General features: G+C 63.0%; 15 protein-coding genes. 6 read left to right on the top strand and 9 right to left on the bottom strand.

What is annotated here, in order from left to right; all coding sequences use genetic code 11:
* Positions 1-68: 68 nt before the first annotated feature.
* Together ACWFSR_RS13255 and ACWFSR_RS13250 are read left to right on the top strand one after the other, a co-directional pair.
* Positions 69-518, top strand: coding sequence for a Fur family transcriptional regulator (locus ACWFSR_RS13255; RefSeq protein ID WP_197109327.1), 450 nt, complete (start codon positions 69-71; stop codon positions 516-518).
* 78 nt (positions 519-596) lie between these two features.
* Entirely contained in the window at positions 597-2,096 is a 1,500-nt protein-coding gene (locus ACWFSR_RS13250) for a catalase (RefSeq protein WP_197109328.1), read from the top strand.
* Positions 2,097-2,265: 169 nt separating this feature from the next.
* On the opposite strand, the gene ACWFSR_RS13245 is transcribed toward ACWFSR_RS13250, so the two are convergent.
* The 3 genes from ACWFSR_RS13245 to ACWFSR_RS13235 form a co-directional block, all read right to left on the bottom strand.
* Positions 2,266-3,006, bottom strand: a complete 741-nt coding sequence (locus tag ACWFSR_RS13245) for a sulfite exporter TauE/SafE family protein (RefSeq protein WP_197106671.1) — start codon at positions 3,004-3,006, stop codon at positions 2,266-2,268.
* A gap of 74 nt (positions 3,007-3,080) precedes the next feature.
* A complete protein-coding gene (locus ACWFSR_RS13240; RefSeq protein ID WP_197109329.1) occupies positions 3,081-3,545 on the bottom strand; it encodes a GNAT family N-acetyltransferase in 465 nt (154 codons plus the stop codon).
* A 54-nt stretch (positions 3,546-3,599) separates the two neighbouring features.
* Positions 3,600-4,484 carry a tail fiber protein gene (locus tag ACWFSR_RS13235; protein WP_447522598.1) on the bottom strand — a complete coding sequence of 295 codons (885 nt, stop codon included), beginning with the start codon at positions 4,482-4,484 and terminating at the stop codon, positions 3,600-3,602.
* Positions 4,485-4,657: 173 nt separating this feature from the next.
* On the opposite strand from ACWFSR_RS13235, the gene ACWFSR_RS13230 reads away from it, so the two are divergent.
* On the top strand, positions 4,658-6,886 hold the full coding sequence (locus tag ACWFSR_RS13230) for a beta-glucosidase (protein ID WP_447522597.1): 2,229 nt from the start codon (positions 4,658-4,660) through the stop codon (positions 6,884-6,886).
* 29 nt (positions 6,887-6,915) lie between these two features.
* Here the strand turns inward: ACWFSR_RS13230 and ACWFSR_RS13225 are convergent, their stop codons facing one another.
* Positions 6,916-8,376: an MGDG synthase family glycosyltransferase gene (locus tag ACWFSR_RS13225; RefSeq protein ID WP_447522596.1), complete on the bottom strand. Its 1,461-nt coding sequence runs from the start codon at positions 8,374-8,376 to the stop codon at positions 6,916-6,918.
* Between the two features lie 63 nt (positions 8,377-8,439).
* Entirely contained in the window at positions 8,440-9,822 is a 1,383-nt protein-coding gene (locus ACWFSR_RS13220; RefSeq protein WP_447522595.1) for a DUF2254 domain-containing protein, read from the bottom strand.
* 96 nt (positions 9,823-9,918) lie between these two features.
* On the opposite strand from ACWFSR_RS13220, the gene ACWFSR_RS13215 reads away from it, so the two are divergent.
* The gene (locus ACWFSR_RS13215; protein WP_447522594.1) at positions 9,919-11,154 is read left to right on the top strand and encodes a mechanosensitive ion channel family protein; all 1,236 of its coding nucleotides are present in this window, start codon (positions 9,919-9,921) and stop codon (positions 11,152-11,154) included.
* Positions 11,155-11,166: 12 nt separating this feature from the next.
* Positions 11,167-12,009, top strand: a complete 843-nt coding sequence (locus ACWFSR_RS13210; RefSeq protein WP_197106665.1) for a CPBP family glutamic-type intramembrane protease — start codon at positions 11,167-11,169, stop codon at positions 12,007-12,009.
* Positions 12,010-12,016: 7 nt separating this feature from the next.
* Here the strand turns inward: ACWFSR_RS13210 and ACWFSR_RS13205 are convergent, their stop codons facing one another.
* The 3 genes from ACWFSR_RS13205 to purS are packed head-to-tail and all read right to left on the bottom strand — an operon-like array spanning position 12,017 to position 13,470.
* On the bottom strand, positions 12,017-12,481 hold the full coding sequence (locus ACWFSR_RS13205; RefSeq protein ID WP_447522593.1) for a DUF3817 domain-containing protein: 465 nt from the start codon (positions 12,479-12,481) through the stop codon (positions 12,017-12,019).
* A gap of 18 nt (positions 12,482-12,499) precedes the next feature.
* Positions 12,500-13,198: a phosphoribosylformylglycinamidine synthase subunit PurQ gene (purQ, locus tag ACWFSR_RS13200; protein ID WP_197106663.1), complete on the bottom strand. Its 699-nt coding sequence runs from the start codon at positions 13,196-13,198 to the stop codon at positions 12,500-12,502.
* The gene (purS, locus tag ACWFSR_RS13195; RefSeq protein WP_197106662.1) at positions 13,198-13,470 is read right to left on the bottom strand and encodes a phosphoribosylformylglycinamidine synthase subunit PurS; all 273 of its coding nucleotides are present in this window, start codon (positions 13,468-13,470) and stop codon (positions 13,198-13,200) included. Before purS ends, purQ begins: the two co-directional genes overlap by 1 nt.
* 75 nt (positions 13,471-13,545) lie before the next feature.
* Here purS and ACWFSR_RS13190 point away from each other — a divergent pair, with 75 nt between their 5' ends.
* Positions 13,546-14,793 (top strand): MFS transporter, encoded by a 1,248-nt coding sequence (locus tag ACWFSR_RS13190; RefSeq protein WP_231599631.1) that lies wholly within the window; start codon positions 13,546-13,548, stop codon positions 14,791-14,793.
* A 58-nt stretch (positions 14,794-14,851) separates the two neighbouring features.
* On the opposite strand, the gene ACWFSR_RS13185 is transcribed toward ACWFSR_RS13190, so the two are convergent.
* Positions 14,852-15,409, bottom strand: coding sequence for a YceI family protein (locus ACWFSR_RS13185; protein ID WP_447522592.1), 558 nt, complete (start codon positions 15,407-15,409; stop codon positions 14,852-14,854).
* Between the last annotated feature and the right edge of the window lie 91 nt (positions 15,410-15,500).

Raw genomic sequence — 15,500 nt, 5'->3', positions numbered from 1 at the left:
ATCACGAGAGGACAAAATTCACCACAAGTTGTCTTGAGTTACTCAAAACAACTGATACGGTCGTAGCCATGGAAACAGTGACGGATGCGGCGCTCGCCGACACTCTGCGAGAGGCCGGTCTGAAAGTGACCGAGCCCCGCGTCGCTGTGCTCAGCGCCCTCACTGACATCCCGCACTCGGATGCCGACACAGTGTTCGGGGCTGTGCTGCCGAGTTTGCCCGGCACCTCCCTCCAAGCCGTGTACGGAGTGCTGGCGGCGCTGACGACGGCGGGCTTGCTGCGCAAGATCGAACCGGCAGGGTCATCCGCTCTCTATGAACGCCGCATTGGCGACAACCACCACCACATCGTGTGCACCGAATGCAGCGCCGTGCGCGACGTCGACTGTGTTGTTGGCCACGCGCCGTGCCTCACGCCATCCGAAGCCGGCGGCTTCACCGTGCACACCGCCGAAGTGAACTTTTGGGGAGTATGCCCCGATTGCCAGAGCGCTCTCAACCAAAAGAGCGCAGACTAAAGAACACAGACAGAGCTGTCTACGCTGTCGACCGACTTTCCATTTCGCCCCTAACAATCCCCACACAAAGGAGACATCGTGACAGAACCCACGAGAACCCAGGCCGGCGCACCAATTGGGAGCGACGAACATTCGCTCACGACAGGTCCTGATGGCGTAATCGCGCTGCACGATCGTTTTCTGGTCGAGAAGCTTGCCGCGTTCAACCGCGAGCGGGTGCCGGAGCGCAACCCCCACGCCAAGGGTGCTGGAGCATTTGGTGAGTTCGTCGTCACAGAAGACGTCTCTCGTTTCACCAAGGCTGCCGTCTTCCAGAAGGGTGCAACGAGCGAAACCATTCTGCGTTTCTCGTCCGTAGCCGGAGAACAAGGTTCGCCCGATACTTGGCGCGACGTGCGCGGCTTCGCACTGCGTTTCTACACCACCGAGGGAAACCTCGACATCGTCGGAAATAACACTCCCGTCTTCTTCATTCGTGACGGCATGAAGTTCCCCGACTTCATTCACTCGCAGAAGCGCCTCGGTGACTCCGGTCTTCGCGACGGCGACATGCAGTGGGACTTCTGGACCCTCTCGCCCGAAAGCGCCCACCAGGTCACGTACCTCATGGGCGACCGCGGCCTCTCCAAGTCATGGCGCCACCTCAACGGCTACAGCTCGCACACCTACCAGTGGATCAACGCCGAAGGCGAACGCTTCTGGGTGCAGTACCACTTCAAGTCCCGCCAGGGTGTTGAACTGATGGAAGCTGCCGAAGCCGAGCGCATCGCCGGAGAAGACGCTGACTACTACCGTCGCGACCTCTTCAACGCCATCGCCGACGGCGACTACCCCACCTGGGATGTCTCCGTTCAGGTCATGCCGTACGAAGAAGCCAAAACCTACCGTTTCAACCCCTTCGACCTCACCAAGACGTGGTCGCACAAGGACTACCCGCTGATTCCGGTTGGCCACTTCACGCTCAACCGCAACCCGGAGAACTTCTTCGCGCAGATCGAGCAGTCAGCGTTCTCGCCGTCGAACATGGTTCCCGGCACCGACATCAGCCCAGACAAGATGCTGATGGCCCGTGTGTTCTCCTACCCGGATGCCCAGCGCAACCGCATCGGAACCAACTACAACCAACTGCCGGTGAACCAGCCGCACGCCTCCGAAGCGCGCAACTACCAGCACGAAGGTTCCATGAACTACAAGATCGGTGACGCTGCAGCACGCACGTACACACCGAACTCGTATGGCGGACCCGCAGCTCAGCCCGAGCTTGCCGGCGAAGGTGGCTGGGCGACCGACGGCGAACTCCTTCGCGCAGCAGCAACCCTGCACTCCGAAGACGACGACTTCGGCCAGGCCGGAACGCTCTACCGCGACGTCTTCTCCGCAGAGTCGAAGGCACGCTTCATTGAAACCCTCACCGGACAGGGCCGCGGCATCACCGTTCCCGAGATCCTCGAGCGCTTCTACTGGTACTGGACAAGTGTGGATGCCGGCCTCGGCGCCACCCTGCGCCAGACCGTTCCCGGCAACGGCGACACCCCCAACGAGGAAGCTGACCCCGTAGGAGTCGGCCCCGCCGAATAACACTGAGGTGAAACGGCAGCGCTAACGCGAAGTCGAACACCGGATGCCCGGTCCCCGAAAGTTGGGGGCCGGGCATCCGTTGGTTAAGGCTGCAGGTGTCGCCTGTGCTGGAGGTGTCGCAGGTGCCGCGCAACAGAGCGAGCGCCGCCGAGAGCGAGTCCGGTGCTGGCTAGGCCGCGAGCCCCAGGCCCCCATCGATGACAGCGACCGTGCCGCCGACGTACGCGATAATGATGACCGCGATTCGCGCAGCGCGGTGGCTGACGTGCCGATTGAGCACCTCTCCAAATACGAGCCCGACCAACAGTGAGCTGATGATGATGACCCAGCTGAGAGCATCCAACTCAGGAAGCATGCCGCCAGAAAAGAGAGCCTTCGTAACGAGTGAAGTGACGCCGACAATCACAAAGTAGGGCTGAAGTGTGGCCGCAAAGTTCACTTGTGGCCAGCGCATGATCACCGCATAAATACTGATCGCCGGACCGCCGACGCCCGCCGCTGTATTCATAAAACCGGATGCCGCCCCGGCAAGGATCGCGGCCGGTCGCGCCGGCACCACGCGCTCCGAGCGCCTAATGAGCAGCGTCGCGGTGAGGGCAACGAGCACCAGGATGCCAATGCTGAGCTGAGTGATCGGACCAGGTAGTCGTGTCACAAGAAACGACGCGGGCACGATCGTGACAACAGCCGGAATCGCCAACCATGCGAGCGTGCGCCATTCGATGTGTCGCCACACCCGCGGGATGATGAGCGCTGCCGATATGACACCGCAGAGGTTCACCACCAGCACACCGTCGAAGGGGCCGAGCAAGATCACGATCAGCGGCGATGCGACGAGTGCGAAGCCCATCCCGGTGATCCGTTGCGAGAGTGCTCCGATGAGAACAGAGAGCGCGACGAGAGCAAGCACTGACCAAGACTAGAGCGCTGCCGCGCGCATGCTTGCCATCCGGCGAGAAACAGGTGCCGAGCTGGGGTTCTGCGTTAGAGCGTTTTGGAGTAACAGACGCTCAGAGGCTCGCCCACGTAGGCGCCGAAGTTCTCGATGCGCGTGTAGCCCTCGCGCTCGTAGAAACGCATCGCATCGGGCTGGGCCGTTCCCGTTTCGAGAACGAGTTCGGTGGCCGACTGAGCGCGAGCCCACTCTTCGAGCCCCTTGAGCACCGCGATGGCGATGCCGGTGCCGCGCTGAGCAGGCGTGACATACATGCGCTTCACTTCGAAGTTGCCATTGTCGAGCTCGCGGAGCCCACCACAACCGGCAGGAACGCCATCGACATAGGCGATCAAGAAGACGACAACCGAGTCAGCATTGGGCTTAACGCCGGGTTCGCTGTCTTCGGTTCCGTACCGCGCAGTGAGCTCGGCACGCTGCGCTGAACGCAGCATTACCGAGTCGGCGTGCTCAAAGGGAACGCTACGGAGTTCGAGTTCGTAAGTGTCTTCCACGTCAGAATCCTAGTCTGCGTGTCGCCGAGAACCTGCCGAGAGCGTTCCAGAACGCTAGAGCGGGCTGGGGAAGATGCCCTGATGGCAGATCATCCAGGTCATGTCGTTGGGCGTGATATCGCTCATGTCGGGGAGCCCAAAAGTCTCGTAACCATCGCCGCCGTAGGTGGTGCCGATGAGTGAGAAGAGCGCTGGGTTGGAGGAAGTATTGAGAAGGCGGCCATCAGCGACCAGACCATTGCCGGCGTATGCCGATGCCGTCAGGGACAGAGTGCCGAGAGTGCACGAATTACCGGGACTGTCTCGTGCTGCGCCCGTACGGGTGCCAAACTCTGCGGCAAGGAGCGAGTTGCCGGCGGGTCCGGTTGCTCCCGTTGCGCCGGTAAGGCCCTGGACGCCTTGTGCTCCGACTGCGCCGGTATCGCCCACCGGACCTCGCGGTCCCATGGGGCCGACTGCACCATCAGCGCCCGGTGCGCCTAGGGGGCCGGTGTCGCCCCGGTCGCCGGCGTCGCCCTTAGGGCCCTGCGCTCCGTTGGCTCCGGTGAGGCCCGCAGCGCCGTCCGCGCCGGTCGCCCCGGCGGCACCGTCAAGTCCGTCGGCACCCTTAAGTCCATTAGTGCCGTCGGCACCGTTGAGCCCGTTGGCACCAGCCGCGCCGTCACTTCCGTCGGTGCCGTTCGTACCATCGACGCCATCGGCGCCGGCGATCCCGGTTGACGCAGCCTCCGTCGTGAACACTGCCTCAACGAATCCGGCACCGCACGAGTCGGCGGCATCAATGAGCTTGATTGCCGAGGCGGTCGTGTCGACGCAGGCCTTCTGCAGCGCATCCGCAGAACTGGCTTGGGTGGTGCAGCCGGCGAGCATCACGGCGGCAATGGCTGCCCCGGCAAACAATCGAAGCGAACGTGACGGTGTGCGGGGCGCTAAAGACAAAGAGGGGATCCAGACGTGGAAGAGGTGCGACGATCAGCCAAGGGTTGATACAAACATAACGAAGTTCTCTCAGTTAACTCAAGTGGTCTCGGCCCCCAGTGTGGGGGTGCGACGGACGGTCTACCTGCCTGCCATGGTGGGTGGGCACAGCTACAGGGTGCAGAATTCGAATCATGGAGAATGCGACCGGCGACCTGCAGAGCGTGGGCAGAGTGCCGATGAGGGATGCAGCCGTGCCAGTGGCATTGGCAGCCTCGGTTCACGCCTTCGATGACGCGGTTCGCGCTGTTCGCGCCGGCACAGTCAATGCCGACACAGCCTCCGCTCAGCTCGTCAGCCTGCTGACCGATAAAGAACTGCTCGGTCTGCTCGACGGTGACTCTCCGCGGCGACTCTTGCCGTTCATCCCGGCCCTTCTCGGGCGGCGACCATTCGTGGCCGGTGCGGTATCTCGGCTCGGCATCCCCGGCATCCGGTTCAGTGACGGTGCTCGCGGCGTCGTCATCGGCGCGGCTACAGCGTTCCCGGTCACAATGGCGCGGGCAGCAACGTGGGATCCTGCTCTCGAGGAGCGAGTCGGGGTGGCAATCGGCGCCGAGACCCGCGCGCGGGGCGCCAACTACTCTGCCTCGGTGTGTGTGAATTTGCTGCGGCATCCAGCTTGGGGGCGTGCGCAGGAGTGTTACGGAGAAGATCCCGTGCTCGTCGGGCAGATGGGCTCGGCGCTCACCCGGGGCGTTCGTGTGCACACTATGGCGTGCGTGAAGCATTTCGCGCTCAACTCAATGGAGAACGAACGCTTCGAGGTCGACGTCTCTGTCGACGACCACGCGCTGCATGAGGTGTATTTGCCCCACTTCAAAGCGGTGGTGGATGCCGGAGCCGACTCAGTCATGAGCGCCTATAACCGGGTGCGCGGCGAGTACATGGATGTCAATCGCGCCCTTCTTACCGATGTGCTGCGAGACGAGTGGGGCTTCACCGGTTTCGTCACGAGCGACTGGGTGTTCGGCACTCACGATGCTGTCGTCAGCTTGCAAGCGGGAATGGATGTCGAGATGCCCCTGCGGATGCTGCGGGCGCGCGCTCTGCCTGCCGCCCTGCGCAGCGGGGAGCTTGACCGCGCGACCGTGCTCGAGTCTGCTCACCGCATTCTGCGCACCAGCATTCTGCATGCGGCAACGCGCGAGCAGCCGGAGCCGAATGTGAGCGTCATCGCCTCTGCCGCGCACCGGGCCCTTGCCCTTCAGGCCGCAGCAGAGTCGATCGTGTTGCTCAAGAACGATGCCGTCGGTGAGGCACCGCTACTGCCATTGGCGCCCAGTACGCGGCGGCTCGCCGTTATTGGGCGACTCGCTGACCAAGCGAACCTGGGCGATCATGGCTCCTCGCGCGTTAGACCGCCATCCTCCGTTTCTCCGCTTCAGGGCTTGCGTGAAGCGTTCCCCGCGGCACTGATCACGACCGCCACAGGCAAAGACGAGAGCGCTGCGGCGGCGCTCGCGGCTCAGGCAGAGGTCGCCGTCGTTGTCGTGGGGCTCGACCAACACGACGAGGGAGAGTCGGTCGTTACGGGGGGCGTCGACGTGGGGATCCTCGGCCGCGCTTTCAACTCTGGTCTCTCTCGCCGTATCTTCATCGGGCTTGCGCACCTCGCAGCACGCTTCGTGCGCGGCGGCGACCGGAGCTCGCTTGAGCTTCGACCCGCCGATGTGAGTCTCATCCGTGCCGTTACCGCAGCCAATCCGCGCACCGTTGTGGTGCTTATCGGCGGTAGCGCGATCCTGACCGACGAGTGGCGGGATCGCGTTCCTGCGCTTGTCCTCGCCTGGTACGGCGGCATGGAGGGTGGGCATGCCCTCGCGAGTGTACTCACGGGAGAGGCCGAACCCGGAGGTCGGTTACCGTTTGTCATACCGAGCGACGCGGCGCATCTGCCCCCGTTTGATAGCGCAGCAAAGGCAGTCGTGTACGACGACCGATGGGGCCAGCGCCACCTTGACGGCCAAGGCATTGCTCCCGCGTTCCCCCTCGGATTCGGGCTGGGCTACACGACCATGACGCACAAGCTGCTCGACCACACTTTCGCTGACGAGGGCGGCACCGCTCGCGTTCTCGTGACCAATACCGGCGACCGCGACGGATCCACCGTCGTTCAGCTGTACGCCGGTGATCTGGCGGACGAGCATCCGATCGCTCAGCTTCTCGGATTTCAGAAGGTCACCCTGGCGAGCGGCGCAGAGACAACCGTGCAGGTTGCGTTGGATGCGGGGCCGACGTTGCAGCGTGATCCGAGCACCCGGCAGTGGCACCCGCGAGCGGGCGAGTGGGCGCTGATCGCCGCTCACCACAGCCCCTCACGCTGGGCTGGAGCAGTGCCGTTGCGGCCCGCCGCGAACTAGCGGCCTACCGCCTGCGCCTGCGCCTGCGCCTACGCCTGCGACCGCGACTGCGCGTGCGGAAGTGCGTCGATGCGAACACGCAGCGCCTCGTCGTTGCGAAGCACTGCCCGAATCAGTCGGCGGCCCTCCCAGCGCACCGAGGCGAGCCTCTGGTCGGGCCTCAGCACGAGCTCTCCCTCGCCCGACGCGTACCGCTTCTGCAGGTCTTCCAGCTCATCTGCTTTCAGAAGCGCCACCGTGCTGTTGTCTGTGGGATCAGTCAATCGAACGAGGGCGGAGTCTCCTCTGAGATCGCTCGCCACCATTTGTCGTTCGCTGGCGGCAAGAATAGCTTTTTGAGCAGCTCGAGTCACGACGATCGGCCGGGCCGGGCCATCGAGCAGGCCGGTAAGAACGTCTGCCGCGGCATCCGGTCGGCCAGTGCTCTTCGCTGCCGCTTGCATCCGTTCGAGGCGACCAGGTTCGCGCACGATCTGGTCGATCTTCCAGCCGAGGGTGGTGACGTCGTTGCAGCGAACAGCGGCACCCTGTTCCATCAGGTAGTCGCCGTTGCGAACCTCTTGCCCCGGGATGGGGTTCACCAGCACCATGGGCAACCCTGCCGCCATGCATTCGGAGGCCGATAACCCACCCGGTTTGCCCACGAACAGGTCGGCGCTTCTGAGCAATGCGGGCATCTCTGTCGTAAACCCCAGCACGTTAAAGCGATCGTCAGCCCCGACGAGTTTCTCAATGCCCGTGCGAGTCTCCTCATTGTGCCCGCACACGACGGTCGCTCTAAAAGCCGAGCGCATATGCAGTGTCTGCCGCACCACCGCGATGGCGTAGTCCCCGCCCGCTGCACCAGCAGAAATCAAGATATGGGGGATGTCGTGGGCGACGCGGTCGGGTTCGGCATCCGAATACGAACTGATCGGGATGCCGGTTGCTGCCACACGGTCGGCCGGCAGGCCGAGCGCCATCAGCTCGATTTTGCCTTCCTCGCGCGCCACATTAAACGAGTGGAATGCGCTGGTCAGCCAGAGGCCTTGAGGGTCGTAGTCGGTCGTGACAACCGCCGTTTTGGCGTCGATGACTCCGCGCATGAGGAGCGTGGCCATGAGTTGGGCGGGAAGGAAGTGTGTGCTGACGATGGCGGTCGGCTGAAAGCGTTTGATCGCCCGAATCACAGGAAGAGAGTTGGCCTGGGTCCAGGGGTCGATCGGTCCGCGGCGCCAAAACGGGGCGTCGCTGACGTCGTAAGCCCACTCGAGCAGCCAGGGCAAGCCTTTCGCCAGCACGAAATAACCCTTGCCCAACACATCGCGGTAGAGGGCACTGCTGACCTGCAAGACGTCGAGCACCTGCACTTCAGCGACATCGGTGCGCGCATCGCAGGCTTGGCGCACTGCTGCTGCGGCACTGTTGTGGCCCGATCCGACGCCGGCAGAGAGAATCAGTACCCGTTCCCCGGAGTCAGCGTCGGGGCGGGCAGTCGGGGTGCGGGGCATGGAGAAATGATAGTCGAGCAGGGGGTGGCTCAGCAGGCTGTGTCTCAGCCGGCTCCGTGCGACTCAGAGCCAGCGGTGATCGACGGTCGCAGCACGCGCCGCCTCAGCAAAGCGGGCGAACCGTTCGCGCTCCACAGCGTCATACGTTTCGGCGGCAACGGATGCTTCGAGCCGGTCAATTTGCACAGCCACCGCCGCGGACTGCTCGGTGCGTTGCGCGCGGTAGCCCACCTCCTGCAGCAGTTGGAACAAACGCTCAACCACCCCGGGGTCGCTCGCGCCATAGCGTCGCGGCTGGGTCATCGCGATATCGAGCAGGCTCACGAAGTCGTGGGGTTTGATGATGACGCGCACGATATTGTCATCGTCGGTGAGCCCGCGAGACTGAATCTCAAGGTCGGCAATCGAGCAGAGCGTCGCCGAAATGTGCCCCAGCGTGTGCACGGCCGTCGTGGGGTCGTTGACTCCGGGGGAGAGTGCGCGGGCGGTGATGTCGACGAGTTGCCGGATGCCGAAACCAATATCTTGGCTGGCCGTGCGCTCGTAGGCGAGGCTGACGGCGCCGACCAACGCACTGTTGATGGTGGCGCGTTCTTCGTCATCCATGTGGCGCATGGGGTCACGCGGCCACCAGCGCAGCACCGGGGTGCCGCTGACCACGTGATGGCCGACGGTGTGTTCTTCGCGCGCCACGATGTCGTGTTTGATCGCGATCGTCAGCAGGCGTGAGCGATCACTGGAACGAATGAACCCGGAGCGCTTGGCGAGGCTCAGCTCGATGCGCTCGGCGGGCGGCCACTCGGGCAGTTCCGTTTCGCCGGTCGCCATTGTGGATGCCACGAGCTCAATAGTCTTGCTGGTTTCGAGGTAAACCTGCCGCATCGTCGTCTCAATGCGCAGCTGCCGCGCGAGGTGCGCCAAGAACAGCGTGAGCATGACAACACTCGCCAAGGTCAGGAGCGACGCCAACGTCACCGCAAGGCGCGGCACGATCGGGTCGATGGTGTCATCGCCATCCTGAACCGTGCGCAACACCGTGAGGGCATAGGCGAAGGTTCCGACGAACACCGAGAGCGTCCAGTGCACGGTCTGGTCTTTGAGGAAGGTGCGCAGCACGCGCGGGGATGCTTGGCTGCTCGCCAGCTGCAGGGCAACGACAGTGAGGGAGAAGGTGAGGGAGGTCGCCGTGATCAGCGAACCCGAGATGGCGGAGAGCACGGCACGTGCACTTTCGGGGCCGCCGGCAAACAGGAATCGCTCAACGCCGACCGGCAACGATGAGTCGACGGCGCGGTCGATGAGGGGGAGCACGATGCCCAAGATCACGGCAATGATGATCGACATAGTAGGCAACGGCCACAGCTCAGCGGCGATGCCTTCGCGCACGGTAGCGATCCACCGGCGCAGGGAATTGCGGCGTGCACTCTGTGTTGCTAGCTCGCTCATGACTTCCCTCTCGAATCGCCCTAGTTAATCACGTCAGCCTTTGTTGTGGTGCCTGCCCCTAGGCTGGAGCAACGCCAATGAAAGGAAATCACTCGATTGTTTGAATGGGTATCGTGGCTGGGTCTTGCCGTTGCTGTCGTCATTGCGCTTGTCGCCGTCGTCATTGCCGTCGGGGTGATCTCTCTCATTGTGCGCGGCATCGCGCGGCTTCGGCCGGGGGTTTACGCAACCTTGGCTCCGACTCGCCGCCGCCTTCGCGTGCTCATGGCCTTGCTTGCCGTGTGGGCTGCTATCTCGATCACTCTTCCGGTGGAGAGCATGCGCGACGTTATCGATGGTGTTCTGCTCGTGCTGGTGATTGCCACTAGCGGGTGGGTGCTGATCGCCGTCATCAACCTTTTGCTCAATCGCACCCTCACTCGATACCCCACTGACGTTCCCGACAACCGGGCCGCTCGCCGCATCCGCACCCAGATTCAACTGATTCGCCGCATCCTCGGAGCGGTCATCATCATCGTCACGATCGGCGCCATCCTGTTGACGCTCCCCGGTGCCGAAGCACTCGGCGCCAGTGTGCTCGCCTCTGCTGGTCTCGTCAGCGTTGTGGCCGGTATCGCCGCGCAGTCCGCTCTCGCCAATGTCTTTGCCGGAATGCAGCTCGCCTTCAGCGACGCCATCCGAGTGGATGACGTTGTTATTGCCGACGGCGAATGGGGTCGCATCGAAGAGATCACCCTCACCTACATCGTCGTGAGCATCTGGGATCAGCGCCGCCTCGTGCTGCCCTCCACGTACTTCACGACAACGCCATTCCAGAACTGGACGCGTAACGCCACCGAACTTCTCGGCGAGATCAACTTCGATCTCGACTGGCGCGTCAACATCGACCAGATGCGCGTGCACCTCAAGAAGATCGTCGCCGAATCCGACCTGTGGGACGGCCGCACCGCTAACATCCAAGTCGTGGATGCCACGGGTGGCTTCGTGCGCGTTCGTGTGCTGATTAGCGCCGCTGACTCTGGCGCCCAATGGGACCTCCGCACCCACGTGCGCGAAGAGATGGTCGGATGGCTGCAGCAGAAAGACTCCGCCGCCTTGCCGCGCACTCGCGTGCTCATGGTCGACAACGAAGCCCGCGGTCGCACCAAGGGCTCGGTTGAACCCCAAGAGCGCGGCCTCTTCAGCGGTAGCGCTGAGGCCGACGCTCGTCGTCAAGAGTTCACGGGAGCGATTCCGGTTCAAGACAACGTGCCCGAGAACCTGGTTGGCCCAGAAGAGACCGATGCCGATGAGGCTCAGACTTCCACCGCCAAGCGCGTTACCAACGACTAGGAGTCATTCAGGATGCCCGGCCTCGACAACGCTGTCAGTTCCCCGCCACTCAGTTCACGCAGCTGGGGGTTGGTGCCGGCAGCGCTGCTGAGTGGATCGGCGGTGCTGATGTTCTCGCTTCGGCTTCCGCTGCTGGGCTATGTCGTGGTGGCATTGGCGCTCGCCGCCGCGTGGTTCACCGACAGCCGCAAGCTCACTGAGGGTCTCGCGAAAGACCTGCTGCTGATCGCGGTCGGTATGATCATCGTCTCCACGGTGTCGGTCGAAGCCGACATCAGCTGGGGCAACTTCTTTCTGCTGGGGTTTGTGCTGGCTGCGGCCGTTGCCGTGCCCTACGCACTGTCACGGTTTGTGTTCAAAGACCGCCTCATCCGCTTTCCGTGGCGGGGCGGATGGCCGTGGAACCGTGTTCAGTGGGGTTACCTGTTTCTCGTGCTCTTTCTCGGCTGGCTCATCTTGCCGTTCTACTTCATCACGAGTGGGGTCTACCTCAACTGGCCCATCGTCACGACGCCCGACGAGATCGGTCGGCTCTTTGTCGGAGTGAACGCGGTGGGCACGTGGGATGAGCTGTTCTTCATCCTCACCGTCTTCGTGCTCTTCCGCCGGCACTTCCCGGTGTGGCAGGCGAACCTGCTGCAGATGGTGATTTTCGTAGCGTTCCTGTGGGAACTTGGCTACCAGTCATGGGGCCCACTGCTGACGATCCCGTTCGCCCTGCTGCAGGGCTGGATCTACTCGACCACCAAGTCGCTCGTCTACGTGCTGAGCGTGCACCTACTATTTGACGCGGTGGTCTTCCTCGTCATTGTGCACGCCAGAAACCCGGGAGTGATCGGGTTCTTCCTGCTGTAGCGAGAAGTTACTCGTTGCCGCCGGGAGGGCCCGCGATGAGCAGAACGACGTAGAGCAGAATGACGGCGCCCGCGATTAGGGCCACCAAGATGTACGGGTGGTTCAAGAACCACCGCATCGTGCGGTCGATCCAGCCAGCATCACGCGGATGATCGGATGCTTCCTTGCGCCAGTCGCCCTTCAAGCGACCCGTGCGTGCAAGCCACAGCTCCACCGGAATGGTCGCGTACGGAATCACGGCGCTACCGATGGTGAGAACGGCGGTGCCGACGCTCCAACGCTGGTTCACCGTCAACAACACGGCCGTGGCACCGTAGGCGAGGAAGACGAAACCGTGGATGGCCCCACCGATCGACACCGCGACATCCAGCCCCGCCGTAGCGCGCAAGATGAGGCCGGTGATGAGCAGAGTCCAGGTGACCGCCTCAGCGAACGCAAGGACGCGGAACAGTGACTTGGGGGTCGCAAACATGGAGCCGAGCTTTCAGTATTAGGCGTTGGCCATCAACGAGCTGATCGCGCTCGTGAAGAACGTGAGGCCGTCGGTGCCCGAACGCATCGCCGCGCGAGTGTCTGGGCCAAAGCCAGGCTCGGTCGCGTGCTCGGGATGAGGCATCAGGCCAACAACGTTGCCACGGGCATTCGAGATGCCGGCAATGTCATTCGCCGACCCGTTGGGGTTGACCTCAAGGTAGCGGAACACAACCTGGCCTTCACCCTCAAGGCGGTCAAGAGTGTTCTGGTCGGCAATGTAGCCGCCCTCACCGTTCTTGAGCGGGATGATGATCTCTTCGTCTTCTTTGAAGCCGTTGCTCCAGGCAGTGTCGATGTTCTCGACGCGCAGCTTCTGGTCGCGGCAGACAAAGTCACCGTGGTCGTTGCGCACAAGACCACCGGGCAGAAGGTGCGATTCCACCAAAATCTGGAAACCGTTGCAGATGCCCAGTACAGGCATTCCGGCGTTAGCGGCCGTGATGACTTCGCTCATGATGGGCGAGTGGGCTGCGATTGCGCCGGCACGCAGGTAGTCGCCGTAGCTGAACCCACCGGGCAGAACGATGGCATCCACGTTCTTGAGGTCGTGGTCGCCGTGCCACAGAGCTACCGGCTCACCGCCACCCAGCTTGACCGCGCGCTGAGCGTCACGGTCGTCGAGCGAACCCGGGAAGGTGATGACTCCGACGCGCACTATGCGCCCTGAGCGTCGTCGGCACCGCGAGCCTCGCCGACATAAATCACGTCTTCGATCACCGTGTTGGCAAGAAGATCGTTGGCGATCTCGCGGGCCTCAGCCAGCAGTTCGTCAGTGATCGGGCCCTCAACGGTGAGCTCAAAACGCTTACCGATGCGCACCGCGCTGAACTCGCTCTTGTCGAGACGGACGAGGGCGCCGGCTACGGCCTTACCCTGAGGATCGAGGATTTCAGCCTTAGGCATTACCTCGACGACAATAATTGGCACCGAATCACTCCATGATTTCGCGCGGGCGGATTGCACCAAGTCTAGCGGAGGCTGGTGGTGCGCCAGACTGTACCCATGGACATTGACCGCGCAGTGCAATCTCGCATCGTTCGTACGCTGGTCGCGGGGCAAGTGCTCGCCGGGCTGGGTCTCGGAGCAACCGTTGCCGTCGGTGCGATTCTGGCTGCCGATCTGGGTGGCGAGACGCTCTCGGGCGCGGCAGCGACTTCCAGCACCTTGGGTGCAGCACTCGTGTCGATTCCGCTGGCACGACTTGCTCAGCGTTGGGGGCGGCGGCCTGCGCTGGCTCTGGGCGCGGGCGTTGCGGCCGGCGGTTCGCTCATCACCGTGATCGCGGTGGGCGTCGCGTTCTTCCCGCTCCTCATTCTTGGATTTGCGATGCTCGGTGTCGGAACGGCGGTCGGCCTGCAGGCGCGCTTTGCGGCGACGGATGTCGCGGCTCCGGCACATCGTGGTCGTGACCTCTCGCTCGTTGTCTGGTCGACCACGATCGGTGCCGTCGCCGGCCCCAACCTGATTGGTCCCGGCGAAGCGATTGCGCAGTGGCTGTCGTTGCCCACCAACACCGGATCGTTTGTCTTCGCGATCGCCGCGCAGCTCGCAGCGATGGCGCTCTATCTCGTGGCGCTGCGACCCGATCCGCTCACTCTCGCTCGCAACCGCCCCGTCGATGCTGCGGTTGCTGCGGATGCCGGAATCGTGCGCGGTCGTGGCCCGTTGGTTTTCGCTATCGCTGCTATCGCGATCAGCCATGCGGTGATGGTCTCGATCATGGCAATGACGCCCGTGCACTTGAGCCACCACGGAGCGAGCCTCACGATCATCGGCTTCACCATCAGCCTGCACATCGCCGGTATGTACGCACTCTCGCCCGTATTCGGTTGGGCGAGTGACCGTTTCGGGCGCATCCCGACAATACTTATTGGGCAAGGGTTCTTCGCGGCATCCGTCGTGGTCGTTGCTCTGGGAGAACTCAGCAACACGGCTGTCACCGTCGGGCTTGTGTTGCTCGGGCTCGGCTGGAGCGCATCAACCGTTGCGGGCTCGGCACTCGTCGCCGACCTTGCGACCGGAAAAACGAAGCTCCGCATTCAGGGTCGCAGTGACACCATCATGAGTCTCGCCGGTGCCTTCGGCGGAGGGTTTGCGGGGCCCATCCTCACTCAGGTTGGCTACGCCGGTCTCGCCTGGGGTGCCGGAATTCTGGTGCTGGTCGTTACGGTGGCCGCGCTTGTCGTCTGGCGAAGCGCTGCTGTTGCCGCAGCCGAAGAAGTATTGCTCGACGACAAAGTCACCTCATAACAAAGGCCTCTCCGCGCAGTGCGCAGAGAGGCCTCGTCAGGAAATCGCGAGAGCGCGACTACTGCTGGAGTGCAGCCTGAAGGTCGAAGGTGAGGGTCACGTCTTCGCCGAGAAGAACGCCGCCGGTTTCGAGAGCTGCGTTGTAGTTCACGCCGAAGTCGGTGCGGTTGATCACAGTGCTGGCGCTTGCCGCCGCAATGGTCTGGCCGTAGGGGTTCTGGGCGATGCCGCCGAACTCGCCCTTCAGGGTGACAGGCTTCGTGACGCCACGGAGGGTGAGGTCACCCTCGATGGTGAGGTCATCACCGTTGATTGCGACCGAGGTCGACGTGAAGGTGGCGGTGGGGAACTGCTCAACGTTGAAGAAGTCGTTGGTGCGCAGGTGACCGTCGCGGTCTGCCTGGTTGGTGTTGATCGTCGCCATGTCGATCTCTGCCGTCACCGAATTCTCGGCGGGCGTTTCGGAGGTGACGATCGTGCCCGAGAAACCATCGAAGCTTCCGCGAACCTTGCTGATCATGAGGTGCTTAACGGTGAAAGAAACCGTCGAGTGAGCGGCATCAATCTGCCAGGTGCCGGTGGTGAAACTGGGGTGTTCAACGAGAGAAGTAGTCATGTAAATCGGCAACTCTCGGTAGGGTCGATTCATTCCGCGAACGCGGGTCTGTTCGCTGGGAGCGTTACTCGGTAATCATCGAGGCCACCCA

This window comes from Salinibacterium sp. NYA9b (assembly GCF_976973725.1).
This window is presented reverse-complemented; position numbering and strand designations above follow the sequence as displayed.